Origin of the sequence: Pseudomonas sp. WS 5078 (genome assembly GCF_012985745.1) — a bacterium.
Taxonomy (GTDB): Bacteria; Pseudomonadota; Gammaproteobacteria; order Pseudomonadales; family Pseudomonadaceae; genus Aquipseudomonas; species Aquipseudomonas lundensis_A.
Window position 1 is genome coordinate 1 of sequence record NZ_JAAQWX010000010.1, and the last position, 24,004, is coordinate 24,004.

Consider the following 24,004-nt stretch of genomic DNA (forward strand, 5'->3'; position numbering starts at 1 on the left):
AGGGCGTCAAGGTCAAGACTGGCCCGCTCACTGACCAGTTCAATGTCGAATGAAAACGGCTCGCTGATGGCCTCTTCACCTTTGAAGGCCAGCACCGAGAAGGGCTGGTCGTTGCCCATGAGGGTGAGCTCGAAGCGGGTTTGGCGGGTAAAGGTGGACATCCGAGGCTCCTCTGAAACAGAGGGCTGAACGCTACCGGATTAATCCAAGGATCACGTGTAGGACGATTCTGACTGTCTTAAAAGAAAAGGATCACCGTGTGGCTGGTTATTGTTCGCCGCGCTCCTGCGACGTCCAGCGATCAGCCGCCGCATGATCGCTGGCACGGCCCTCGACCCAACGCGGGCCTTCGGCCGTGTGTTCTTTTTTCCAGAACGGTGCACGGGTTTTCAGGTAGTCCATCACAAAAGCACATGCATCGAACGCCGCTTGACGATGGGCGCTGGCCACCCCGACAAACACAATGGGTTCTGCGGGTTGCAGTGCGCCTATGCGGTGCAGTACTTCGAGTTTGAGCAACGGCCAGCGTTGCCCGGCCTCAAGGACAATCTTGCCCAGCGCTTTTTCGGTCATGCCGGGGTAATGCTCCAGAAACATGCCCGCCACGTCGTGCCCGTCATTGAAGTCGCGCACATAGCCAACAAAGCTCACCACGGCGCCCACACCCGCGTTGGCGGCATGCAGGGCGTTGACCTCAGCCCCTGGATCGAATGCCGCAGACTGGACTCGAATAGCCATGTTCAGCCTCCCGTAACCGGCGGAAAGAACGCCACTGTGTCGCCGTCTGTCAAAGGTTCATCGAGCCTGCACAAATCTTCATTACGTGCACACATCAGGTTCGACTCAGCCAGAACACCCCACACGCTGCCGCGCTGCAACAGGTGCGAACGCAGCGCTTCAATGGACGAAAAAACACCCTCGATCTGTTCACGGTCCAGCCCCAAGGCTTCACGGTAACGGGCAAAATACATGACGTTGAGCTTCATGACGCATCGGCCTTGAAGTGCCCGCTCTTGCCGCCACGTTTCTCCAGCACCTGCACACTTTCAATGGTCATGCCGCGGTCCACGGCCTTGCACATGTCATACACGGTCAATGCCGCGACACTGGCGGCCGTCAACGCTTCCATCTCGACGCCGGTCTGCCCCGAAAGCTTGCAGCGCGCCACAATCAACACCGCATCATTGCCTTGTGCGCTGAGTTCAACCTTGACCCCGGTCAGCATCAACGGATGGCACAGAGGAATCAGGTCAGAGGTTTTCTTGGCCGCTTGAATACCCGCGATTCGGGCTACGGCGAATACGTCGCCTTTGGGGTGGCCGCCACTGACGATCATCTCCAGGGTTTCGGCACGCATGCGCACCACGGCTTGCGCCACCGCCTCGCGAAAGGTCACGGCTTTATCGGTGACATCCACCATGTGGGCGCGGCCTTGTGAATCCAAATGAGTCAGCACTGGGTTACTCCCTTCAAGTGCGCTGATTGTAAACCTGCCTCCACACGATGCGCACGCTCGATTGCCCGGCGGCCTGTAGGCCATAGGGTCCGAGGGCTACAGCCAGGCAATCGACCTCACGAATATCGCGCATTAGAACAAAGAATTGGCCCTGTTTTTATATTCGCCGTACAAGATTAAAAAAAAGGACGGCACGCACCATGAGTTTACTTGTATCCATTGCCTTAAGTTTGCTGGCGGGTTTTGCAGTGCCCTTGCAAGCCGGCACGAACGCCAAACTGGGCGTGTTATTAGGTCACCCTTTGTGGGCCACGGCCGTTTCATTGGTGGTCAGTTGCATTGCTGTAATGGTGGTCATGCTGATTTTCAAAGTGCCCCGCCCCACGATTGGCGCATTGCAAGAAGGGCCATGGTGGATTTGGTTTGGCGGTATTGCCGGTGTCTTGTATATCACCGCCGCCCTGATATTAGTGCCAAAGCTCGGTGCACTTAACTTCATCATGGCCGTCATTATCGGCCAGTTGACCATTTCTGTGATCATTGATTACTTCGGATTAGTGGGCTTACCCAAACAACCGCTCAATGTGCAAAAGATGATTGGCATCAGCGTTGTACTGGCCGGCTTTTTAATTGCGGTACGCAGTTAATTACCAACACGTGAAAACAGAAAAAGTTTATCCACCGGCCTCCCTCAGGGGTCGGCATTTAATAACAGTAATCACATTTAATAGGTGAGCAATGAGTTCTTTTACCGCGTATGACGCCATTGGCGATCGTTTTGAAGCGTTTACTGACACCGCCTCCCAACGTTCGGTGGAAACCGAAACGTTCTTTCATATGGTGGGCGATGTAAAAGGCAAGTCCGTTTTGGACCTGGCGTGCGGGTACGGTTATTTTGGCCGCGAGCTGTATCGCCAGGGCGCCTCTCGAGTGGTGGGTGTTGATATCTCGCCCTCAATGATCGAGCTGGCCCGCAAGGAGTCTGCGCGCAACAACGAAGCCATTGAATTTCACGTGGCCAACGTCTGCGAGATGCCGGTGATGGGGCAATTTGAGCGTGTCACCGCCGCCTGGCTATTCAACTACGCCCAGTCACCCGCCGAACTGGAAGCGATGTTCAAAGCCGTAGCTCGGAACATGCAGCCCGGCGGCAAGCTGATCGCCTACACCGTCGACCCGAGTTTCCGCCTTGAAGACGGTAACTTCACCCAGTACGGCGTCCATGTCAAAAGCGAAAACCCGCACGAAGGCGGATTTCGTTGCCCCTCTGAATTTGTGACCACACCACCGAGCGAATTCACTTTTTACCGTTGGAGCCACGAGGACTACGAACGGGCCATTCGCAAAGCAGGGTTCAGCGACTACCACTGGCAACGCCCGTTGATCTCCAAAACCAATCGCCAGAAATTCCCTGAAGGTTACTGGGGTGACTTTGAGCGCAACTGCTTGCAAACCGGTCTGGTCTGCACCCTCTGACACCCTTTTCATTTGTATTGGAGTTCCACGTGGCTAACACATCCAAGGCGTTCCCTCACTGGCCGGTGTTTGACGGCCCGTTGACAGCGCAAATGACTGATCGCCAATTAATGGGGCTGGGAACGCACTTCCAGTCCGGCCTCAATCTGGCCTTGCCCCTGGCCGAGTGGCAACAATTGACCCAGGCGCCAGCCAGTGTGCTGTGCCGTCGCGTGGAAGACCCACAATCGCCGTTGCCACTGCGATTGGCGGCCGGCCGCTACCTGGCCGAGACGATAGACCCGCGCCTGGATGTGCTTAACCCGCCGATGATCCGCATTGAAGGCGGCTGGATTGACACCGGGCTTGATGAAGCCAAGGTCGACAGCGTCATGGACAGAATGCAGGGGCTAGGCCTGGATCGCAGCTGGATTGAAAAGGAAGTGCCGCGCCACACCGTGCAGTTGCAGCCCTACGCCATCGGCAAATACCCGGTCACCAACCTGGAATACAAAGCCTTTCTCGAAGATTCGCTGGAGCCGCGCATACCGGGTAACTGGGCGTTTGGCCAATTCCCGGTGGAGCGGTCGAATCACCCGGTATACGGCCTCAGTGCACAAGACGCGGACGCTTATGTGGCGTGGCTGAGCTTGCGTTCAGGTCGCACCTTCCGCCTGCCCACCGAAGCGGAATGGGAATTCGCTGGCGCCGGACCGGAGAACCTTGAGTTTCCATGGGGTGAGCAGTTTCTGCCGGAACACGCCAATACCGCCGAAATGGGCATTTTCAACACCACGCCAGTCGGCATGTTCCCGTTGGGCGCATCGCCATTCGGCTGCCTGGACATGGCAGGCAACGTTGAAGAATACGTGGCCGATGACTACGCGCCCTACCCTGGCGGCCAAGCCATCAGCGATGACCTGGTCACCGTGGTAGGCGCACATCGCATCGCGCGCGGCGGCAGCTTTACACGGTTTCGCGACTTGGCACGCAATTGCCGTCGGCATGGCAAATACCCGCGCGAGATTTATGTCATGGGCTTCAGGCTCGCTGAAACGCTGTAACCATAACTAATAAAAAACCGTTAATTAGAAAGGAACTCTATGAACCCGCTGCGCGTTAGAAACCAGGTCGATATTCACCTGAATGAATCAGGTATCCCCGGTACGTTTTACAGCTTTACGGGGCTTGAGGCCGATAAGGAACATATCGTTATCAAATTGGGCCCGGCGTCGATCAACAGCCCACTGGTGCGTTTGCACTCTGAATGCCTGACCGGGGACGTCTTCAGTTCTCAGCGCTGCGATTGCGGCCCGCAATTATCCGAATCCATCGAACGCATGCACGAAGAAGGCGGTTATTTGATTTATCTGCGCCAGGAAGGCCGAGGAATTGGTTTATACGCCAAACTCGATGCCTATCGCCTGCAAGACACGGGCATGGACACGTTTGAAGCCAACCAACATTTGAACTTTGGTGAAGATGATCGCGACTTCACGGAAGCGGCCAATATGTTGAAAGCGCTAGGAGTGCAACATTGTCGGGTCATCACCAATAACCCGGAGAAAGTGATTGCCCTGCAAAACAATGGTGTGCAGGTGGATGACGTTATCCCCACGGGTGTATTTCTGACCCAACACAACCGGCCTTATTTACAAGCCAAGATCAATAAAAAGAATCACCACATCAACTTGTTCAAATAAGTCCGCGCCTTAAAACACCCTCGATTTCTACCGCATGGGCATCGACGCGCGGAACTTGCTGTGCTCGCCAGCCCCGGTAAACGGTCTGTTTTACATGAGTGGATGACGCACCTCTAAATAGTCAGGATGAATAAACATGAAACACTTCGGCCCGATCAGCGGTATCGCCACGTTTAAAGATTTTTATGTCGCCACTGCCGGTTATGACAACCAAGTCATCCTCTGGGACGCCAAGACCAAAACCCCGATTCAGCGTGTGGTGCATGACCACCTCGCCAACCAGTGCGCGTTCAACCCCACCGGCACCCTGTTGGTCAGCGCCAGCAGTGACTACACGGCCCGCGTCTGGGAAGTACCGAGCCTGCGCATGAAAGCGGTGCTGATCGGCCACGATGACGACATCGAAATGGCCGCGTTCTCGCCGGACGGGCAAACCATAGCCACTTGCTCACGCGACCATACGCTGCGCATTTTCGACCTCAATGGCCGCACCTTGCGCATCCTCAAAGGCCACACCGCCGATGTCATTTCGGTGTGCTGGGCCGCTGACGGCGCCACGCTGGTCTCAAGCAGCGACGACGGCTCGATCCGCCGCTGGGACGCCATGACTGGCGCTCAACTGGAAATCATCGACCTGGGCGGGGTTGAAACCGACACCGTGGCCCTGTCGCGCGACGGCATCATTTTCGCTGGCGACGATGAAGGCAAAATCTCGTTGATCAGCGCGCAAGGCACGTTCCTGCAACCGGCCCACACCGCCGGTATCAAGCGCATCATCTGGGATGACACCCAGCGCCTGTTGATCAGTCTTAGCTATGACCGTTCCGTGATGCTCTGGCACCTGAACAGCCAGAACCGGCTGGAAAAAACCGCCGAAACCTCCCTGCCCAGCATTATCTGGCCGCGCAGCTGCGCCCTGCTCGGTACAGACCGTATTGCGTTCGTGACCTTCGGCTCAAGCTATGCGACCTGGAACTTCCGCACTCAGGTCTGGGATCTGGACGGCATCGAACCGGCCATCAGCCTAAACGCCGTGGCACTGGTCAACGATGACATCTTCAGCATCGGTGACGCGGGCATCCTGCACGTCAACGGTGTGGCCAACACCAAGGCTGGCAGCTTGTGCAACTTCCTGCTGCCGTTCGGCGACAGCGTGCTCACTGGCGGCCAGATGGGCACGGTATTCGACGCCCGCACCGGTCAAGCAATTTACCAGCACCGCTCGCCCCTGAACTGCGGCACCACGTTCATCAAAGACGGTCAGTTGCACGCGGCCATCGGCACGTACACCGGTGAAGCGCTGATATTCAAACTGGATAATCAGCAGCCCGTCTTCCTCACAGAAGTGGCCATGCACGACAACGCCATCAAAGGCATTGCGGCCGACGAAACCTACATCTTCAGCGTCTGCGCCACCGCGGCAGCGGCGTTCTTCAACATAGATGACTTCACTGAACACACGTACCTGGACAAGGCGCACGACCGTATCTCCAACGGCTGTACGCAAATTGAGGGTGGATTCGCCAGCATCGGCCGCGACCTCAAACTGCGCCTGTGGCGCAATGGCGAGAGCGAAGTGTTCGAAACCCCGCACAACCATTCGATCAAGTGCATTGCAGTTTCCAAGGACCAGAACCTGATCGCCACCGGCAGCTACGGCGGCACCGTCGCCCTGTTTGATGTGCGCAGCGGCCAGTGGGAGAAGTTTGAAAAACCGACCGCCAGCGGGATCTCCTGCCTGACCCAGGCTGCTAACGGCAATGGCTTTCTGGCCAGCGCCTACGACGGCCGCATTTACCCGATCACGGCCAATGCAGGCAGGCCGCTGCTGTCATGACCTATTTCACCGAAGTCGACTTTCAGCACATGCAACACGCGCTGTCGTTGGCTGAGCGTGGCAGCCACTCCACATGGCCCAACCCCCGGGTGGGCTGTGTGATCGCTCACGGCAGTTGTGTGGTGGGTGAAGGTTGGCATCGGCGGGCCGGTGGCCCGCATGCCGAAGTGTTTGCGTTGCGTCAGGCGGGAGCCCTGAGCAAAGGGGCGACTGCCTACGTCACGCTGGAGCCGTGCAGCCACATTGGCCGCACGGGGGCCTGCCATCAGGCGTTGATCGAAAGCGGTGTCAGCAAAGTGATCGTCGCCCTTGAAGACCCGTTCAAACAGGTCAACGGTCAGGGGATTGCCGCGCTGAAAGCCGCCGGTATTGAGGTCAGGGTGGGGCTGATGCGCGAGGCCGCGAGTGAGTTAAACCGCGGCTTCCTGTCCAGCATCGAGCGCCAGCGTCCTTGGGTGCAGCTCAAAATGGGCATGAGCCTGGACGGACGCACAGCGCTGGGCAATGGCCGTTCGCAGTGGATCACGGGGCCCAAGTCGCGTGCCGATGTGCAGCAGTGGCGGGCCCGCAGTGCCGCCATCATCACTGGCAGCGGCACCGTGCTGGGGGATGATCCGCTGCTCACGGTACGCCAGCTCTCATCGCCCGAAGCCGTTGCGCCGCTGCGCGTGGTGCTCGACAGCGCCGCACGTGTACCGGCCAGTGCGCAGGTGTTTAACGGCAACGCACCGAGCCTGCGTGTGGTACGCCACGACACGCCCCTGCCCGTGACTCAGCCCCCTGACGTGCTGCGCCTCCACGGCGATAGCGAAGGGCTCGACCTGCATGAACTGTTGAGTCAGCTCAGCCAGCGCGGGTTACACGACGTCATGGTCGAAGCAGGTCCGAGGCTGGCCGGGGCATTTCTCAACGCTGGTCTGGTGGACGAAGTATTGCTCTACATGGCACCCAAGCTGCTGGGCAATCTGGCACGGCCGTTGGTGCACATGCCGGAGCTGGTGCACCTTGAGCAAGCGCTGAACTTTACCCTGTTCGATGTCACGCAATTGGGTCAGGACCTGCGCCTGCGCTTGCGCCCGGCTCAGGTCGCGGGGGCCACATGAGCAACCACGTGCCGCACTTGCTCGCGCAGCCACATGTGCGCTGGGTCTTCGCCGAAGCGGTTGTGCCAGATCTGCACAAACGGAAACGGCGGAATCGGCAACGGCGGGCTGAGGCTAACCAGCTCTTCGTCCAGCAGCGCGTTATGCAAGGTACGGGTGGCCACCGTGAGGATCAGATCGGTATTACTGATCATGCTCGGCGCCGTGCGCCAGTGCGGCACACTGACCGCGATGCGGCGCTGCAAGCCCTCGTCGCGCAGCAGGCGATCGATTTCACCGTTCGAACAGCCGTCCACCGAGACCGAGATATGCGGGCGCAGCAAGTAATTGTCCAAATCCAGCAAACCGCTGGCCGGCAACGTGCTGCGATCCAGCAGGCAGGAAAAGGTTTCTTCAAACAGCACTTCACTGGAGATGTCGGCACTGAGGTTAGGAAACACCCCCAGCGCCAGGTCGATCTTGCCTTGGGCAATTTGTTCGAACATGCCGTGGCGGCTGTCCTGGGTCACGACCAGCGTGGTGTTCGGCGCTTCGGCGCGCAGTTGCCGCAACAGCTTGGGCAATACAATCGCCGCGCCGTAATCGGACATCGCCAGGCGAAAGGTGCGATGAGAGTTGGCAGGCACAAAGTCAATCGACTTGCCGAGCAGGATTTCGATCTGGCTGAGGATTTCCTTGAGCGGTGCCTGAAGGTTTTGCGCCAGTGCACTGAGTACCACTTCGCTGCCCTGGCGGATCAGGATCGGGTCGTCGAGCAACACCCGCAGTTTACTCAGCGAGTGGCTGATGGCTGGCTGGCTCAAGTGCAGCCGTGCCCCGGTGCGGGTCACATGCTTTTCGGTCAGCAATGCGTCGAGCACCACTAACAAGTTCAAATCAATATTGCGCAGTAAAACCATGACCATCCTGTCATTCACAAATCCGGGAATACCTTCCCGATAGGGAGCGCCCCATGCTTCAACTCAAACGGATTATTGAAACCGCTCTTTACGTGAAAGATCTTACAGCAGCAAAAGATTTTTACTACAAAACCCTCCATTTGGAGGTGATGGTTGAGAGCGACGTGTTGATCGCGTTTAACGTAGGCGATCTCAACACGCTGCTGCTGTTTAAGCGCGGGGCGTCACTTGAGACCAAATACCTGAGCGGCGGCGAAATCCCCCCGCACGATGCCCACGGCAGAATTCACGTGTGCTTCGCCATCGACGCCGACGACATGCCTCGCTGGAAACAAAACCTGGCCGACAGCGACGTGGCCATCGAAGGCCGCACGCAATGGCCCAAGGGCGGTTCGAGCATTTATTTCCGCGACCCGGACCATAACCTCGTCGAATTGCTCACGCCGGGCTGTTGGCCGATTTACTGATTGCATCTTTAAGGAAAAAGACCATGCCTCACGTCGTTGCAAAAACCCGTCCGCTGATCCGGCACAAAACCCTCTGGGCCCTGATTGCTCTGGTGCTTGCGGGCGTGGCATGGGCGGTGTGGCGTTGGCAACAACCTGCGGCGGCGGGGTATGTCGCGGCACCGGTAAAAGTGGCAGTGGCGCCGGTCAGTCGCCAGCCCTTCACCCGCTATCTGGAAGCCATCGGCGAGCTGGAAGCCGTGGAACAAGTCAGTGTCCCGGCCGAAATCGGCGGCCGTATCGTTGACCTGCCGATTGAGTCCGGGCAACGGGTTGAGCGCGGCCAGGTGCTGGTACGCCTCAACGATGCGCCGGAACGCGGGCAACAGGTGCGCCTGCAAGGTCAGGTGGACAACACCCGTGTGCGCCTTGATCGCCTGAAACAACTCATTCACTCCAACGCGGTGTCGCGCGAAGCCCTGGACGATGCCCAGGCCGAATACACCACCGCACGCGGGGCCTTGCAGGAACTCATGGCCCAGATTGAACAGCGCACCATTCGCGCGCCATTTGCCGGAACGCTGGGTATTCGCAAAGTGCACGTGGGCCAATATGTGAACCCCGGCGATACCCTGATTAACCTAATCGGTAACAAGGGGCTGTTCGTCAACTTCAGCGTGCCCGAACAAGCCTTGGCGCATTTCAAAACCGGCAGCCCCTTGCAGATTGAACTCGATGCCTTGCCCGGCCAAGCGGTCACGGCAGTGGTCAGCAGCGTCGACCCGTTTCTGGACCGCACCCGCACATTGAGTGTTCAAGCGCGCCTGCAAGCCCCCCCCGCGTCAGCACTGCCGCGCATGTTTGCGCGGGTGCGCCTGCCCCAGGCCATGCCGGAAAACACCTTGAGCCTGCCAGAAACCGCCGTCACCTACAGCGCCTATGGCGAAGACGTCTACGTGGTGCAACCGGCACATGATGAAAAAAGTGCGCCGACGGTACGCCGCGTGTCGGTCAAGACCGGCGAGCGCCGCGATGGATGGGTGGTGATCGAAAAAGGCCTGTCGGCCGATGATCAGGTCGTGACGTCGGGCCAGATCAAGCTCAGTGATGGCGTGAGCATCGAACCGGTAACCAGCACCGCTCTGGCCGCCGAACCAGGAGCGCAGAAGTGAAATTCACTGACATATTCGTCCACCGCCCGGTGCTCGCCCTGGTGGTCAGCCTGATGATCCTGCTGGCCGGACTCAAAGCCTGGATGGGCCTGCCCGTGCGCCAGTACCCGCTGCTGGAAAGCTCGGTGATTACCGTCAGCACCGATTACCCCGGTGCGCCCGCCGAGTTGATGCAAGGCTTCATCACCCAACCGATCAACCAGTCGCTGGCATCAGTGGAAGGCGTCGATTACGTCAGTTCATCGTCGGTGCAGGGCCACAGCGTGATTACCCTGCGCATGGCGCTCAACGAAGATTCGGCCAAGGCGCTCAGCGAAGTGATTGCCAAGGTCAATCAGGTCAAGTACCGCCTGCCCGAGCAAGCCTATGACCCGGTCATCGAGCGCTCGGCCGGGGACTCCACGGCTGTGGCCTATGTCGGTTTTTCCAGCGACACCCTGTCCGCCGCGGCCTTGACCGACTACCTCAGCCGCGTGGTGCAGCCGTTGTTTTCCACCATTGAAGGGGTGGCCAAGGTCGACACCTTTGGCGGCCAGCGCCTGGCCATGCGCCTGTGGCTCGACCCGCAGCGCATGGCGGGCCACGGCATCAATGCCGAACAGGTGGAACAGGCGATTCGTGCCAACAACTTCCAGGCCGCACCGGGGCAGATCAAAGGCCACTACGTGGTGTCCTCGATTCAGGTCAACAGCGACCTCAACACCCTCGATGAATTTCGCGACATGGTAATCAGCAACCGTGGCGACCACCTGCTGCGCCTGCGCGACATTGCCGAGATCGAACTGGGCTCCGCCGCCTATGAAACCAGCGCCCTGATGGACGCCAAACCCGCGGTTCATCTGGGCCTGTACGCCACGCCCAAAGGCAACCCGCTGCTGATCGTCGACGGCATCAAGCGCCTGCTCCCCGACATCCAGAAAACCCTGCCGCCCGGTGTCGACGTGGCGCTGGCGTTCGAGACGGCGCACTTTATCGAAGCCTCGATTCTGGAGGTGATCGAGACCTTGCTTGAGGCGATTCTGATCGTGGTGGTGATCATCTTTCTGTGCCTGGGCTCATGGCGCACGGTACTGATCCCGATCCTCAGCATCCCGTTGTCGATGCTCGGCGCGCTGGCACTGATGGCCATGTTCGGGTTCAGCATCAACCTGCTGACCTTGCTGGCCATGGTGCTGGCCATCGGTCTGGTGGTGGACGACGCCATTGTGGTGACCGAGAACATCCATCGCCACATCAAGGAAGGCCGGGCGCCGCTTGACGCTGCGTTGGTCGGTGCACGGGAAATCGCCTCGCCGGTCATCGCCATGACCATTACCCTGGCCGCGGTGTACATGCCCATTGGCTTGATGAACGGCCTCACCGGCGCGCTGTTCAAGGAGTTTGCCCTGACGCTCGCCGGAGCGGTGCTGGTCTCCGGCGTGATCGCCCTGACCCTGACCCCCGTGATGTGCGCCAAACTCCTGCCCCCCGGTCAGAGTGAAGGCCGCATGAGCCTGTTGGCCGAGCACTTCTTTCATCGTCTGTCGCGGCTCTATCAACGTGGGCTGGTGCACTCGCTGCGCGCCCGCGGCGCGGTACTTGCGTTCGGCCTGCTGGTGCTGCTCAGCCTGCCGCTGCTGTACGGCCACGCGGACAAGGAACTGGCGCCCAATGAAGATCAGGGCAACCTGCTGCTGGCGATCAAATCCCCGCAGCACGCCAACCTCGACTTCGTCGAGCGCTACGCTTACCAACTGAGCGACCTGCTGGCCAACATTCCGGAAACCACCAGCACCTGGATCATCAACGGCACCGACGGCGTTGCAGCAAGCTTCGCCGGGATCAACTTCAGCGAATGGGGCCAGCGCGACCGCAGTGCGGCGCAGATCCAGAACGAGTTACAACAACAGGTGGACGCCGTGGAAGGCAACTCGATCTTTGTCTTCCAGATGCCGCCCCTGCCCGCCTCCACCGGTGGTTTGCCGGTGCAACTGGTGATTCGCAGCACCGAGGATTACCGCGCGCTGTATCAAACCATGCAGGACATCAAGCAACAGGCGCGGGCCAGCGGCCTGTTCGCGGTGGTCGACAGTGATCTGGATTTCAACAACCCGGTGACTGAAGTGCGCATCGACCGCAGCAAAGCCAACAGCCTCGGCATTCGTCTGCAAGACATCGCCAGCACACTGGCGGTGCTGGTGGGCGAAAACTACACCAACCGCTTTGGTTTGCAGGGCCGCTCCTACGACGTGATCCCGCAGACGCAAGCCGAACACCGCCTGACCCCGGACGCTCTCAACGGCTTCTACGTCAGCACCGACAGCGGCGTGCAAGTGCCACTCTCGACCGTGGTCAGCCTGCACAGTGACATCCAGCCCAACCGCCTCAAACAGTTCAACCAGCAAAACTCGGCCACCTTTCAGGGCATCCCGGCCCCGGGCGTGAGCCTTGGCGAAGCAGTGGCTTTTCTGGCCAATCAGAGCGCGCAATTGCCCGCCAGCTTCAGCCACGACTGGCAATCGGACTCGCGGCAATTCATTCACGAAGGCAACGCGCTGATGCTGACCTTTGTGTTCGCCATCATCGTCATTTATATGGTGCTGGCCGCACAGTATGAGAGCCTGCGCGACCCGCTGATCATCCTGATTACCGTGCCCCTGTCGATCTGCGGCGCCCTGATCCCGCTGGCGCTGGGTTGGGCGACGCTCAACATCTACACACAAATCGGCCTGGTGACGCTGATCGGTCTGATCAGCAAGCACGGGATTCTGATGGTCGAGTTTGCGAACGAACTGCAACAGGCCAGCGGCTGCTCCCCAGCCCATGCCATCATCCGCTCGGCACGCATCCGCTTGCGCCCGATCCTGATGACCACCGCCGCCATGGTCGTGGGCCTGGTGCCGCTCCTGTTTGCCAGCGGCGCAGGGGCCAGCAGCCGATTCGGGTTGGGGATCGTCATTGTGGTGGGGATGGTCGTGGGCACGTTGTTCACGCTGTTTGTATTGCCGTCGATCTACACCCTGATCTCAAAACGGCACACGGCACCGGAGCCCCACGGGATATCGCTGGAAAAAGCCCCCCTACGGCAGGCCTGAAACCCTGTAAAAAGCCTGCGAACCAAGGCCAGCCCGCGCTGGCCCACCACCGCCGCTACACAATCGACTCGATATCAAAATCGTAGGGCTTGCCGATGACGTAGCCGCCGACCAGTGCTGCGATGGCCTGATCATTAGGGTCGATCTCCGCGACGCCGCGCCGGGTGGCTGGGTAGGCCGACCGTTTCGCGACCTCCGCTTTACTTGGGACGGGGAGCTCGGCGGGTTCGCCTTTGAGGATGGCGATCAGGTCTTCGGTCGTGGCAGTGGCTTCGCTCAGCAGGGGCGCCAGCGGCAAGGCCTGGGCGGCTTTGACGGCGCTGGCCGTGTCTTTGCTGAAGGCGCGGATTGAGGTCAGCCCTTCAACCATGGGCAGGGCGCGGCGCGTCACGGTGTCAAACGCGCTGATGCTCGGGAAGCCCACTTTGCCGCGAAACACCGGGGTGCCGAGGGTCGGGATCATCAGCCCCATCAGAAAGCGCGGGTCATGGCGTTTGACGCTCAGGCCGATGCTGGCCACGGCCACCGCCACGCCCACCACGCGCTCAGTGGTCACCAGCAGCGTCAATTCATTGTTGGACTCGTTGTCGAAAAAGATGCCGCGGTAACGGAAGTAATCACTGAACAGCTCGCGTTCATTCAACTGCGCGTTCATGAACCAGGCGCGGGAGTCATGCACATGCTCATCAAACAGGCGGATGATCGGCAACACACGGTCGTTCAACGCCTTACCATCATGGCCAAACAGTTGCCCATAACTGATCTCCCCATCCCTGCGCATATCGGCATAGTGCTGCGCTTCATCCTGCTCATTGGTCATGTAGACCAACCCGCCGAAAAACGTGTTGCCAAGCGTTCCAAAGCTGATTATCTCGCTGAGGTTCAGGTTCCACTCCGGCACGTAGTCGCGTCGAAAATCGGCCATGGCATTGCGCAATTGCCGGTAATCAAGGGACGGTTCGTACACCTTGCTGGTGTTGAACCTCTGCACGGGCGTGGTCTTGCTGCGTTCCTCGTACTGCTTTTTGATGGCTTCGTTGGCTTTTTTTTCGGCCTGCTGGACCTCGGTCCAAACGGGAGCAGGCGCGCCCGCCAGCGCGGCAACATCTTCCTTGAGTTGCATGGCGTGCAACGCGTTGAAAGCATCGGCCTCGTCAGGGTTCATGTCTTTGGTCGGGCCATCCCTCATCACATCGCTGTAAGACTGCGTATCCGTGGCCCGGCCCTTGGCATAACGGCTGATCCGCCAACCGGTGATCAACCCCGCCTCGCGCCTCATCACCTCCTCCAGCGGACCATTGTCCATGGCATTGAGCCAGGTGTTGAAACGGGTGATGACGGTGGGGCCAACGGCGAATTCAAGGGACGTTGATTCACTCATCACTAGCCAAGGGCGCTCATTTATTAACGCTTCATTAAACGCTTCAGGGGGAGCTTGCAATGGCGCGCCGACTTTGTACGCTTCGTCATACATGTGGTGCAAAGCGAGCTGCGACACCACCTCTTCCCCACCCTCTGACGCCCTCCCCTGATCGCCGGGCGGGTAACCGCCGCCCACATCGGAGTGCATGCCGGGGTAGATGTACTCCGCCGTGCCTGCGCGGTAAGTGGACGGGCACATCGGATCGTCCGGGTCGGCTTTACGCCGAATGGAATCCACCGGGAAGCAACTGCGCTGTTCATGGGCCGCCACCATGTGCACGCAATGCTTAAGGAAGGCCTCGTCATCGCTCAGGCGCAGGCTGCCGTAGGCCCAGCCCATGTGCCCGGCGGCAAAGGGCACCATATACGGTATCCCCACCGACGCCACGGTATCGAACAGGCCCATGAACACGATCTTGATAGGCAGGCCAGCGAACAGGTAACACGTGCTGCCCTCCACCTCGACCTTGGTCAGGGCTTCCAGCCAATTGGCAAACGTCCGCGCCTGGGCTGCGCCACGGGAAAAGCCATAGACGAACAGGCGCACGGCTTTGATTTCAGGAATGGTTTTAGACGTGTGTGCAGCGGCAATCTGGCTTTTTAGTTCGGCCAGCGGGGCGGCCAGTACTTCCTGGCGGCGGGTATAACTGTTTTTGAAAAGCGAAACGCCGAGTAAGTCTTCGGTGAGGCTGGTGTCCATATCTTTAACAAGGTTGTAGGCATCTCCATTTTCAAGACGCGATAAACCTGTTGCTCTTCGAAGGGCATCGATCAAACGGGTAATACCCCAGTTGATTCGATTCTCACCGCCAACCGCCGTTTTCAGGCCGTCACTGTTGGGTTCAAATTCACCTATTTCCTTGTACTCGGTGCCAACACCTTGCATGTAATACCGGTAGAACCCCTCCCTCTCTTCTGCTTCGAAACCAGAGCCCCCCAAACTCGCGTGGTAGAGACGCGCTACGTTGGTTGTGGTTGAAGGCGTGGCCAAACTGTCGGACGGTTCATGGTTGTTCGTACCGTCAAAACACAGGCTGATCGTCACAATTTTCATGCACGGAGCGCCCGCATATGCGTGCCCCGCGGCCCAGGCAGCACTCATCGCCGCTTGCTCAAACCCATGAAAGGCCGCTTGTTGCTTTCGATAATTGCGCAACACATCACCCGGCTTTTTGGGCAGCAACCCGTCTTCCTTGAAATAAGGCGTAGGGCTCATAAATTCCGGAGCCGGTTTTTTCGAAGATGAATTCATGGTTGTGGACATGTGGCGGGCTCCTGCATTTTTTGAGGAAAGTTGAACGGGTAGCCGGGTTGCCCTGGCAACATCGCCACGGCTGAAACGGCAACCTGATTGCATGGAAGAAAATGCACATCGATTGCGCCCACTCGCTCATAAGGTGCTACCGGCACAACCGCACGATGATGGGTGTAACGCGCTTTGTGTTCTTCCATGCGTTTACTCCACGCATCAGAAAATATCCGTTCAGGCCAGCGTCCATAGGCATACGGATCAGGATCCTTCTCCCACTCCACCACCACCGTCAGCCCGGGGTGCCATTTCACCGGCAGCGATGCGCAGCACATTTGGCCGCCCCCGTAGCCATACGGCGCCAGATTCGGCCCGCCCGCCCCATTCACAGAAAACCGGTTAATCGCCGCCGAGGTATGGCTGTACCCCTCGATTGGGGCTCCCAAGCGCACGGGTTCAGGCTGCGCGCAGCCCTGCAACGAAAGACCGCTGACCAACGTCAGCCACAAGACTCGGATCACGATTCTGGACATGTGGCGGGCTCCTGCATTTTTTGAGGGAAGTTGAACGGATAGCCGGGTTGCCCTGGCAACATCGCCACGGCTGAAACGGCAACCTGATTGCATGGAAGAAAGTGCACATCGATTGCGCCCACTCGCTCATACGGTGCAACCGGCACAACGGCACGATGATGGGTGTACTTCGCTTCATGCTCTCTGGCTGCTTTGCTCCAAGCATCAGAAAACGGTGGATCAGGCCAATTGACTGAGTCATATGGATTGGAATCCTTCTCCCACTCAACCACCACCGTCAGCCCGGGGTGCCATTTCACCGGCAGCGACGCGCAGCACATTTGGCCGCCCCCGTAGCCATACGGCGCCAGATTCGGCCCGCCCGCCCCATTCACAGAAAACCGGTTAATCGCCGCCGAGGTATGGCTGTATCCCTCGATGGGTGCGCCCAGACGCACGGGCTTTGGCGGGGTGCAGCCTTGCAGCGAAAGACCGCTGATCAACGTCAGCCACAGGACTCGGATCAGGATTCTGGACATGTGGCGGGCTCCTGCATTTTTTGAGGGAAGTGAAACGGATAATCAGGACGACCCGGATAAGTCGCCCCAGCAGAAACGGCTACTTGGTTACAAGGCAGGAAATGCACATTTACAATTCCTAAATCCTCATACTGCGCAACAGGCACAACGGCCCGATGATGGGTGTACTTCGCTTCATGCGCTCTGGCTGCCTTGCTCCAAGCATCTGAATAGCGGGGTTTTGGCCAATTTCTTGAATCATACGGATTCGGATCTTTCACCCACTCAACCACCACCGTCAGCCCGGGGTGCCATTTCACCGGCAGCGACGCGCAGCAATTCTGTTTGCCGCCGCCGCTATAAGGGCTGATGTTCGGCCCGCCCGCCCCATTCACAGAAAACCGGTTAATCGCCGCCGAGGTATGGCTATACCCCTCAATGGGTGCACCCAGACGCACGGGCTTTGGCGGGGTGCAGCCTTGCAGCGTCAGGTAGGTGATCGCCAGGATCCAGGCTGTGCGTGTCATGAGGTGGCCTCGTTGTCGCTGAGGCTCAGGGGACGCAGCTCACTCAGTGCACTGACGATGAAGGTTTCATGCTGCGGCTTTTCCAACTGCTGACGACTGAGGTCCAGGTGGATGCCCGTCAGACAACGAATCAGGGATTCATGGGAGGTGAACCCATAGTGAGGCGGCGTGCAGTCATTGTTTTTGATCCATTGGAGGGCCGCGCTCACGGCGTGCAGGTGCTCGATCTGCGCGTTGCTCAGGGTCAGGCAGGTCAGGCCGTTGTGGCCTCTGGGGTTGATATCCAGGCCTGAGAGCGAGGCTTTTTTGCCATCGTGGTCGATCCAGTGCCAGCGGCACACAGGCCCGTGGAATGGCTTGAGTTGCTCAGGATCAAGTTGCTCACAAAAAGGCCTGAACAGGCGCGTGTCGTAGTAGCGCAACACACCGCTGTGGGTGCCTTTATTCCAGGTCGCTTGGGTGGCGCCACGCAAGTGCGCGGTCAGCTTGTCGAAGGGCCAGCGGCTGATCAGGGCCAGCACACCGAAGTGCGCGTGCACGGCAGTGAGCAAGTCAACCGCCGCCGCATACTGCGCTTGATTGCCCAGGGTAATGCGGACTAATGCAGGCCCCTGGTGGGCCAACGCCTGCTCCGGCGTGTGCTCAAATAGCCAGGCAAATTCCGGCTCAGGGGCCTGTTCCAGTAGCGGCAGTAACAGCGAGTCAGGCAGGACGGCACCGTTTAGCAGCAGATCCAGATGCTGGATGCCCGTCGTGCGCGCCTCGTCCATCAAGTAATGCAGCCAGTCTTTTGCGGTCAATATCATGGCTTTCTCTTCTCTTATTGTTTTTGCTACAGACGACTTAACGCGCGACCAACACCTCGGCCCTGGCCTGCGCGGCGAGCAAACAGTCGTGGCAGACCGGTTTAGGGGGAAAAGGCGTTTCAGGTTGCCCTGCCGCACGCGCTGCCGGATCACGCGACTGTTCTGGCAACGAAGGGGCCGCCGATAACCCGAGCAGCCCTGGCAGCAAAGGGGCGGCAGCCGTGCCGCTGGCAGGGGCTCCGCCGATTTGGATCGGTGTGCTGCTCAATATCCCCCCGCCGCCAATGACAATGTGTTCCCCGCCCGCTTTCAGGGTGAGGCTCGAGCCTGCGTCGAGAATCAGGTTGGCCCCGGCCTTGATGTGCACTTGCTGCCCGGCTTCGGCCACCAGCACTTGCCCCACACGGGTGTGGCTGCTGTTGGCGACGTGCAAGTAATCGTTGGCTTTGAGTTCGACTTTACGGTCGGCGGCCACCGTGCGGTGGTCTTCGCCCTCCAGCACCACGATGTTGTTGCCCATGATGGTTTCATGCCGCTCGTTACCGACCTCAAGGCGGCTGTCATGCTCGATCTTTTGTTGCATGTCGCGCTGGGCACGCAGGTAGATCAGCTCCCGGCCCGCCCGGTCTTCGAGGTGCAGTTCATTGAACCCGGTGCTGTTCGGTGAACTGCGACTGCGCAATACGGTGCGGGTTTTGTTGGCGGGCAAGGGATAAGGCACCGGGTTAAGGCTGTTGGCCAGGCAACCGCTCACCACAGGCTGATCCGGGTCGCCCTCAAGGAACGTGACCAGCACTTCCATGCCGACACGCGGGATCGTGACGCCGCCGTGGCTGCTGCCCGCCCAGCTGGAGGCTACGCGCAGCCAGTAGCTGGCCTTGTCATCCGCCTTGCCTTCGCGGTCCCAATGGAACTTGACCTTGATGCGCCCATGGGCATCGCAATAGATCTCTTCACCTGCCGGCCCGGTCACCAATGCGGTCTGGCTGCCCAGCACCCGGGGTTTGGGGTAAGCCTGTTTGGGGCGATAAAACACATCCCAAGGGGTGGCCAAAAAGGTGTTGCGATAGCCCTGTTCGAACGCGTCGGGTTCTGGGGCGCTGTCTTGGGTCATGTTTTCTTCCAGCACGTGCGGCTGATAACCCTGATGGTGAATTTCAGTGAGCAACCACAGGTCGTTCCACTCTTTGCGCGGGTGCTCGGTAAGGGAGAGGAAGTGCCCCGTGACCAGCGTCGGCTGATCGCTTTTGCCCTCGGCCTGACGGTAGTCGGCGCGATGGCGCTCAAGGGCGCGCTGGGTCAAGGGCTTGCCACGTTTTTGCTTTACGAACAGCCCTGGGTAGTCGTAGTCCTCCAGATCGGGCTGCGGGGTTTGCGCTTGCGGACGGTGGTCGGCTTCAATCAGAAAACCGGCTTTTTCGAAGTCGTAATCCCGGCGAGTAACGCGGCTGGGGCGGGTTTCAAAACGCACCTTGAACTGTTTGATCACAGGCTCATCCGCCACCATGCCGCTGCCCTGCACGTAGGCCGTGGGCTTGGGCAGTCGGGGGAAGACGGTCTGATTGTCACCGAACACCAGCAAGTGGGACTGTTCGCAATGCTGAAAGTGGTAGTGAATACCTTCTTCGTGACAGAGCCGCTGAATGAAGTGCAAGTCTGACTCGTCGTATTGAACGCAGTACTCACGCGGCGGGTAGCTGGCATTCAATTGAAACTGATAGGTATCGCTTTGAATACCGTGCTCTTCAAGTACGCTGGCAATGATCTGAGCCACGGTGCGCTGCTGAAAGATCCGCTGATTGGTGCGATGGCGCAGGTATGCCAAGTGGGGCACCAGCGTCAGGCTGTAACGGGTAAGGCGCTTGCCCGACTCGCCTTGTTCAATGCGATAAATCTGCCCGTGAATGCCGTTTCCATGGCGGTTGAACGCCAGAAATGCCTGCTGGTGGAGCAAGCGTTCAAGGTCAAGATCGGCGCGTTCGCTGACGAGCTCAACAATGATTGCAAAGGGTGAGCTGATCGTCTCCTGCCCATGAAATTTGAGGACACGCAGATCCTGATTGAGCCCTTTGATGGTGAGCGTAAATTGCGTTTCGTTGGCTGGGCTGAACATCCATTACTCCTCGGGTGAACACCTTAACGTTAGGAACGGCCACCCTCGTGTTGAACGAGGGTGGCCTTCAGGCAGCAGGTCGGTAGCAACCGACAGGCGAACACCCGGCATCGGAACCCAAACATCCCGACACTTTTTGGCTGAAGCCCAGCCCCGAGGACTGGTTTTCATCAGCGTCCTGACAGGTCGCGCCCAATGAATCTGCGGCACACGCAACGGCAGTCATTCGTCTGAGTCGCAGGCCCCGTGAAGGACGTGAAATCCGACTTCGCCATGAACGTTCTCCTTGCTGAAAACAGGCACTTGAAAGGCCACAATGCCGGACAAGCGCTGAATCGATTAATCAAGGTTCGTGCCAGCTTTTAAGAATTCCTTTTAAAGCAAATACATAGCGAAACAGGTTTTTTGAGAGGGTGTTTTGGGGGCCAAAAACAGGGAAAAAGTGCGCAAGAAGTTGCGCAGTGCTGTGCAACTTCTTGCGCACTCCTCTACAGACCAATGGGAATGTGGGCCGTAGCAATGTATGCACAGGGTTATCCACAAAACAGTGCGCAACTTCTTGCGCACTTGACCATTTATCGCTAGCGGATTGGAGGGGTAGTTTTGAAACAAAACGGGCGGCCCATGGCCGCCCGATTCAGGGGTGAAAAGACAGGTTTACAGGTGCGATTCTGCGTACTCGGCAAGTATCGAACGAGGCACCCCTTGCAGGGCAATGTGAACACCGTTAGGGAAGTCTTTGAAACGCTCCGTCAGGTAGGTCAAGCCCGAACTGGTGGCCGACAGGTAGGGCGTATCAATCTGTGCCAGGTTGCCCAGGCACACCACTTTCGATCCCGCGCCTGCACGGGTAATGATGGTTTTCATCTGATGTGGCGTCAGGTTTTGACATTCGTCGATCAAGATCAGGCTTTGCTGGAAGCTACGGCCCCGGATGTAGTTCAGGGATTTGAACTGCAATGGCACCTTGCTCAGGATGTAGTCCACGCTGCCGTGGGTGCTTTCATCGTCCATGTGCAGCGCTTCCAGGTTGTCGGTGATCGCCCCCAGCCAAGGCTCCATTTTCTCGGCCTCGGTGCCGGGCAAGAAGCCGATCTCCTGATCCAGCCCTTGCACGCTGCGGGTACAAATGATCCGCCGATACCGCTTGCTGACCATGGTTTGCTCAATCGCTGCGGCCAGCGCAAGGATGGTTTTACCCGAACCCGCCGCGCCCGAAAGGTTGACCAGGTGGATGTCAGGGTCAAGCAGTGCATACAACGCCAGCCCCTGGTAAATGTCACGCGGCTTGAGGCCCCAGGCCTCCTGATGAAGCAGGGGCTCCTGGTGCATGTCGAGAATCAGCAGGTGGTCCTTGCGCACCTCCTTGATCCAACCCACGAAGCCTTGTTCGTCGATGATGAATTCGTTGATATGGACCGAAGGCAGGTTTTCGATCAGTTGCACCTGATGCCACGTGCTGCCGTGCCCCTGACGGGTTTCCACTTTGCTGACGCGGTCCCAGAACGAGCCGGTCATGGTGTGATAGCCGCGTGACAGCATCGACACGTCGTCCACCAACTGATCGGTGCTGTAATCTTCGGATTCAATCCCGCAGGCCCGGGCCTTGAGGCGCATGTTGATGTCTTTGGTGACCAGCACCACCTGAATCTCGGGCGAGCGGGCGTGCAAATCAATCAACTGGTTGATGATGATGTTGTCGTTAAGAGTTTCAGGCAGCAGCGCGTTGGGTTCTCGGCGCTTGTTCATCAGGATCGACAGAAAGCCTTTGGGGCCACTTTTGCCGCGCTGAATAGGCACGCCCTTTTCAACGTCTTCGGGCGATGCCACACCCAGTACCTGATCAATCAAACGAATGGCCTGACGGCATTCCGCTGCCACCAGTAATTTGCCGGTTTTGAGTTTGTCGAGCTCTTCGAGCACCGTCATCGGGATCGCGACGTGGTGCTCCTCGAAATTCAGCAACGCGTTGGGATCGTGAATCAGAACATTGGTATCGAGTACATAAAGGATTGGCTGGTTGGAGGAAGGCGTACGTCCGTGATCATCCATACTCGGTCACCTTTGTGGGAGCCATTCGACGCAATACCTCAACAGTGCTGCGCCTCGATATGACGGCCTGATCACCTGCCCGATGGTGTCCTGAAAAGACGCCACCTGTGTGGCAGGTTTCGGCGGTCTGTCTTCGTAATACTCCAAAACGTGTGACAAGAAAAAGTCTTTTTAGCGCGCAGGCATTATTTTTTCCTGAATGACGAATAGCCCTTGGCGCAATGCTAAACCGCTACTAGGCTTAGGAATTACCTGATATAGCGCCACCCTTTTCAGGCATCCAAATGGATGCCGCCCTGCACGTGCTGCAGCTCTCTGTGATCGACGCCAAACACGCCAAATCGACTATTGAGGCCATCGTCAAAGACGCTCTGGTTGCGCAGGTTGAATACTTACGCGTGGGCAGCGACGTCGCACTTCGCCTTTTGCAAGCTCACCGCCCGCCTGTAGAGGCCGGCCTTTGCTGGCGTCTGCTACTTGCCGAAAGCTGTGCAATCTTCCCACCCGATGCCGCTCTGTGCCGTGGCTTTCATGAGCCAGGGCAAGGCGGTACGCACCTTGTTCTGTGTGTCATGGAAGGCAATCACACCGTGACGCCAGAGCAGCATCAGGCTTAACACCCGCTGCGCGGACTGCTCGGCACTCAAACTGGACGCCATGTCCTGCGAATCGATATCCCACAGCGCCACACGCAACCCCTGGGATTGAAAGAAAGGCCCGCTGTCTTCACGACGCTGCCCATAAGGCGGTCGAAACAAAGGCACATAACTGTCGGGCACTGCCCGCTTGACCAGCGCAGTGCTGCGCAGGATTGAATCTTGCCAATCGTTCCAATGGCTGTGCGAACGGTACTCCCACCCCTGAACGCCAACGCACTGCCCTTTATAGAGCGCTTGCAACTGCTGCTCGGACTGTTTGTTCAACCGTGCCTGCACGCTGTTGCCCAAGACAAAAAATGTCGCGCTGAGGGACTGTTTACGCAGGTAGTCGGTGAGCCAGTCCGTGCTGCCGGGCAGCTGGGTTGGGCCGCTGTCGAAGGACAACATGAACAGCCGGTCATTCATTGCCTGGCCATTGAGTTCATGCTCGCCGTAGAAGGCAATCTCACTGCCGGTCTGCGGGAACAGCGCGGCAAGACGCAACTGCTCGTCCAGGTAGTTGCGATGAAACTCGGCACTCGGCTCAGCCCATTTCACGTAGAACGAGTCATCAGCGATTTCAAATTTGCCCGCTTGCTCGCGCAGGCTGTCCATGCCGTCAACGTAATAACAGAACGATGCGTCCTGATCGCAGCTTTGCTGGGCCAGGTTGTAGTTGGCCAACAACCGTTGCCACATGCGCTGACGGACGGTATCAATCGCATCCATGTTGATGATCTTCAACCCCAGGCGCTGGCTGAGCGCACGTTCATCCAGTGCTTCACTGGTTAACAGCGCATGGGCGAAGGTGAGTATTTCTGCCCGCGAAGCCACATCGAACAGTGCCGGGCTGATTAACGACTCTGGCCACGTGCTGCGATCCAGCGTTGCTGGCTCATTGGGCGCCGCCACCGTGCTCAGGCACACCAGCCAGGCCGACAAAAAAAGAGCAATACGCACGAATCAATCCCCCTGTAAAAACTGTGCGCACTATAACCTGCTGCCCAACAAATGCCTGTTGA

At 58.5% G+C, this 24,004-nt stretch carries 21 protein-coding genes and 1 pseudogene; 9 read left to right on the plus strand and 13 right to left on the minus strand.

Annotated elements, in window-relative coordinates; genetic code table 11:
• The 4 genes and pseudogenes from HBN68_RS22260 to moaC form a co-directional block, all read right to left on the minus strand.
• Positions 1-161: pseudogene (locus HBN68_RS22260) on the minus strand (hypothetical protein); the annotation flags it as partial.
• A gap of 106 nt (positions 162-267) precedes the next feature.
• Positions 268-738: a molybdopterin synthase catalytic subunit MoaE gene (gene moaE, locus HBN68_RS14360; protein ID WP_094992634.1), complete on the minus strand. Its 471-nt coding sequence runs from the start codon at positions 736-738 to the stop codon at positions 268-270.
• Between the two features lie 2 nt (positions 739-740).
• Positions 741-986, minus strand: a complete 246-nt coding sequence (locus tag HBN68_RS14365) for a MoaD/ThiS family protein (RefSeq protein WP_094992635.1) — start codon at positions 984-986, stop codon at positions 741-743.
• Complete coding sequence (gene moaC, locus HBN68_RS14370) at positions 983-1,456, minus strand: cyclic pyranopterin monophosphate synthase MoaC (RefSeq protein ID WP_094992636.1); 474 nt, start codon at positions 1,454-1,456, stop codon at positions 983-985. The genes HBN68_RS14365 and moaC overlap by 4 nt, the downstream gene beginning before the upstream one ends.
• Positions 1,457-1,656: 200 nt before the next feature.
• On the opposite strand from moaC, the gene HBN68_RS14375 reads away from it, so the two are divergent.
• The 6 genes from HBN68_RS14375 (at position 1,657) to ribD (ending at position 7,554) form a co-directional block, all read left to right on the plus strand.
• The gene (locus tag HBN68_RS14375) at positions 1,657-2,103 is read left to right on the plus strand and encodes a DMT family transporter (protein WP_094992637.1); all 447 of its coding nucleotides are present in this window, start codon (positions 1,657-1,659) and stop codon (positions 2,101-2,103) included.
• Positions 2,104-2,194: 91 nt separating this feature from the next.
• Positions 2,195-2,932, plus strand: coding sequence for a class I SAM-dependent methyltransferase (locus HBN68_RS14380; RefSeq protein ID WP_094992638.1), 738 nt, complete (start codon positions 2,195-2,197; stop codon positions 2,930-2,932).
• Between the two features lie 92 nt (positions 2,933-3,024).
• Positions 3,025-3,975: an SUMF1/EgtB/PvdO family nonheme iron enzyme gene (locus HBN68_RS14385; protein WP_094992741.1), complete on the plus strand. Its 951-nt coding sequence runs from the start codon at positions 3,025-3,027 to the stop codon at positions 3,973-3,975.
• Between the two features lie 39 nt (positions 3,976-4,014).
• Positions 4,015-4,614, plus strand: a complete 600-nt coding sequence (ribA, locus tag HBN68_RS14390) for a GTP cyclohydrolase II (protein WP_169965108.1) — start codon at positions 4,015-4,017, stop codon at positions 4,612-4,614.
• Between the two features lie 136 nt (positions 4,615-4,750).
• The gene (locus tag HBN68_RS14395; RefSeq protein ID WP_094992640.1) at positions 4,751-6,451 is read left to right on the plus strand and encodes a WD40 repeat domain-containing protein; all 1,701 of its coding nucleotides are present in this window, start codon (positions 4,751-4,753) and stop codon (positions 6,449-6,451) included.
• Positions 6,448-7,554, plus strand: coding sequence for a bifunctional diaminohydroxyphosphoribosylaminopyrimidine deaminase/5-amino-6-(5-phosphoribosylamino)uracil reductase RibD (ribD, locus tag HBN68_RS14400; protein ID WP_169965106.1), 1,107 nt, complete (start codon positions 6,448-6,450; stop codon positions 7,552-7,554). Before HBN68_RS14395 ends, ribD begins: the two co-directional genes overlap by 4 nt.
• On the opposite strand, the gene HBN68_RS14405 is transcribed toward ribD, so the two are convergent.
• Positions 7,533-8,459, minus strand: a complete 927-nt coding sequence (locus tag HBN68_RS14405) for a LysR family transcriptional regulator (RefSeq protein ID WP_094992642.1) — start codon at positions 8,457-8,459, stop codon at positions 7,533-7,535. The genes ribD and HBN68_RS14405 overlap by 22 nt on opposite strands.
• 47 nt (positions 8,460-8,506) lie before the next feature.
• On the opposite strand from HBN68_RS14405, the gene HBN68_RS14410 reads away from it, so the two are divergent.
• From HBN68_RS14410 to HBN68_RS14420, 3 genes are read left to right on the plus strand one after another with little or no spacing between them, the layout of a single operon-like run.
• On the plus strand, positions 8,507-8,920 hold the full coding sequence (locus HBN68_RS14410) for a VOC family protein (RefSeq protein ID WP_094992643.1): 414 nt from the start codon (positions 8,507-8,509) through the stop codon (positions 8,918-8,920).
• A gap of 23 nt (positions 8,921-8,943) precedes the next feature.
• Positions 8,944-10,071 carry an efflux RND transporter periplasmic adaptor subunit gene (locus HBN68_RS14415; RefSeq protein WP_094992644.1) on the plus strand — a complete coding sequence of 376 codons (1,128 nt, stop codon included), beginning with the start codon at positions 8,944-8,946 and terminating at the stop codon, positions 10,069-10,071.
• Complete coding sequence (locus tag HBN68_RS14420; RefSeq protein ID WP_169965104.1) at positions 10,068-13,145, plus strand: MexW/MexI family multidrug efflux RND transporter permease subunit; 3,078 nt, start codon at positions 10,068-10,070, stop codon at positions 13,143-13,145. The genes HBN68_RS14415 and HBN68_RS14420 overlap by 4 nt, the downstream gene beginning before the upstream one ends.
• A gap of 55 nt (positions 13,146-13,200) precedes the next feature.
• Here HBN68_RS14420 and HBN68_RS14425 read toward each other — a convergent pair whose 3' ends face one another.
• The 8 genes from HBN68_RS14425 to HBN68_RS14460 all read right to left on the minus strand — a co-directional run bounded on the left by HBN68_RS14425 (position 13,201) and on the right by HBN68_RS14460 (position 23,942).
• Positions 13,201-15,831 carry a DUF2235 domain-containing protein gene (locus HBN68_RS14425; protein WP_169965102.1) on the minus strand — a complete coding sequence of 877 codons (2,631 nt, stop codon included), beginning with the start codon at positions 15,829-15,831 and terminating at the stop codon, positions 13,201-13,203.
• Positions 15,816-16,349 carry a DUF3304 domain-containing protein gene (locus tag HBN68_RS14430; RefSeq protein ID WP_169965100.1) on the minus strand — a complete coding sequence of 178 codons (534 nt, stop codon included), beginning with the start codon at positions 16,347-16,349 and terminating at the stop codon, positions 15,816-15,818. The genes HBN68_RS14425 and HBN68_RS14430 overlap by 16 nt, the downstream gene beginning before the upstream one ends.
• Positions 16,334-16,867 (minus strand): DUF3304 domain-containing protein, encoded by a 534-nt coding sequence (locus HBN68_RS14435; RefSeq protein ID WP_169965098.1) that lies wholly within the window; start codon positions 16,865-16,867, stop codon positions 16,334-16,336. The genes HBN68_RS14430 and HBN68_RS14435 overlap by 16 nt, the downstream gene beginning before the upstream one ends.
• Complete coding sequence (locus HBN68_RS14440) at positions 16,852-17,373, minus strand: DUF3304 domain-containing protein (protein ID WP_169965096.1); 522 nt, start codon at positions 17,371-17,373, stop codon at positions 16,852-16,854. The genes HBN68_RS14435 and HBN68_RS14440 overlap by 16 nt, the downstream gene beginning before the upstream one ends.
• Entirely contained in the window at positions 17,370-18,179 is an 810-nt protein-coding gene (locus tag HBN68_RS14445) for a DUF4123 domain-containing protein (protein ID WP_169965094.1), read from the minus strand. The genes HBN68_RS14440 and HBN68_RS14445 overlap by 4 nt, the downstream gene beginning before the upstream one ends.
• A gap of 37 nt (positions 18,180-18,216) precedes the next feature.
• Complete coding sequence (locus HBN68_RS14450) at positions 18,217-20,292, minus strand: type VI secretion system tip protein VgrG (RefSeq protein WP_169965092.1); 2,076 nt, start codon at positions 20,290-20,292, stop codon at positions 18,217-18,219.
• Between the two features lie 657 nt (positions 20,293-20,949).
• A complete protein-coding gene (locus HBN68_RS14455; protein ID WP_094992650.1) occupies positions 20,950-22,344 on the minus strand; it encodes a PhoH family protein in 1,395 nt (464 codons plus the stop codon).
• A 473-nt stretch (positions 22,345-22,817) separates the two neighbouring features.
• The gene (locus HBN68_RS14460; RefSeq protein WP_169965090.1) at positions 22,818-23,942 is read right to left on the minus strand and encodes a polysaccharide deacetylase family protein; all 1,125 of its coding nucleotides are present in this window, start codon (positions 23,940-23,942) and stop codon (positions 22,818-22,820) included.
• Between the last annotated feature and the right edge of the window lie 62 nt (positions 23,943-24,004).

Coding starts and splice junctions, on each gene's coding strand:
- moaE (WP_094992634.1), bottom strand. CDS start 738: ATGGCTATTCGAGTCCAGTCTGCGGCATTCGATCCAGGGGCTGAGGTC.
- HBN68_RS14365 (WP_094992635.1), bottom strand. CDS start 986: ATGAAGCTCAACGTCATGTATTTTGCCCGTTACCGTGAAGCCTTGGGG.
- HBN68_RS14375 (WP_094992637.1), top strand. CDS start 1,657: ATGAGTTTACTTGTATCCATTGCCTTAAGTTTGCTGGCGGGTTTTGCA.
- HBN68_RS14380 (WP_094992638.1), top strand. CDS start 2,195: ATGAGTTCTTTTACCGCGTATGACGCCATTGGCGATCGTTTTGAAGCG.
- HBN68_RS14385 (WP_094992741.1), top strand. CDS start 3,025: ATGACTGATCGCCAATTAATGGGGCTGGGAACGCACTTCCAGTCCGGC.
- ribA (WP_169965108.1), top strand. CDS start 4,015: ATGAACCCGCTGCGCGTTAGAAACCAGGTCGATATTCACCTGAATGAA.
- HBN68_RS14395 (WP_094992640.1), top strand. CDS start 4,751: ATGAAACACTTCGGCCCGATCAGCGGTATCGCCACGTTTAAAGATTTT.
- ribD (WP_169965106.1), top strand. CDS start 6,448: ATGACCTATTTCACCGAAGTCGACTTTCAGCACATGCAACACGCGCTG.
- HBN68_RS14405 (WP_094992642.1), bottom strand. CDS start 8,459: ATGGTCATGGTTTTACTGCGCAATATTGATTTGAACTTGTTAGTGGTG.
- HBN68_RS14410 (WP_094992643.1), top strand. CDS start 8,507: ATGCTTCAACTCAAACGGATTATTGAAACCGCTCTTTACGTGAAAGAT.
- HBN68_RS14415 (WP_094992644.1), top strand. CDS start 8,944: ATGCCTCACGTCGTTGCAAAAACCCGTCCGCTGATCCGGCACAAAACC.
- HBN68_RS14425 (WP_169965102.1), bottom strand. CDS start 15,831: ATGTCCACAACCATGAATTCATCTTCGAAAAAACCGGCTCCGGAATTT.
- HBN68_RS14430 (WP_169965100.1), bottom strand. CDS start 16,349: ATGTCCAGAATCGTGATCCGAGTCTTGTGGCTGACGTTGGTCAGCGGT.
- HBN68_RS14435 (WP_169965098.1), bottom strand. CDS start 16,867: ATGTCCAGAATCCTGATCCGAGTCCTGTGGCTGACGTTGATCAGCGGT.
- HBN68_RS14440 (WP_169965096.1), bottom strand. CDS start 17,373: ATGACACGCACAGCCTGGATCCTGGCGATCACCTACCTGACGCTGCAA.
- HBN68_RS14445 (WP_169965094.1), bottom strand. CDS start 18,179: ATGATATTGACCGCAAAAGACTGGCTGCATTACTTGATGGACGAGGCG.
- HBN68_RS14450 (WP_169965092.1), bottom strand. CDS start 20,292: ATGTTCAGCCCAGCCAACGAAACGCAATTTACGCTCACCATCAAAGGG.
- HBN68_RS14455 (WP_094992650.1), bottom strand. CDS start 22,344: ATGGATGATCACGGACGTACGCCTTCCTCCAACCAGCCAATCCTTTAT.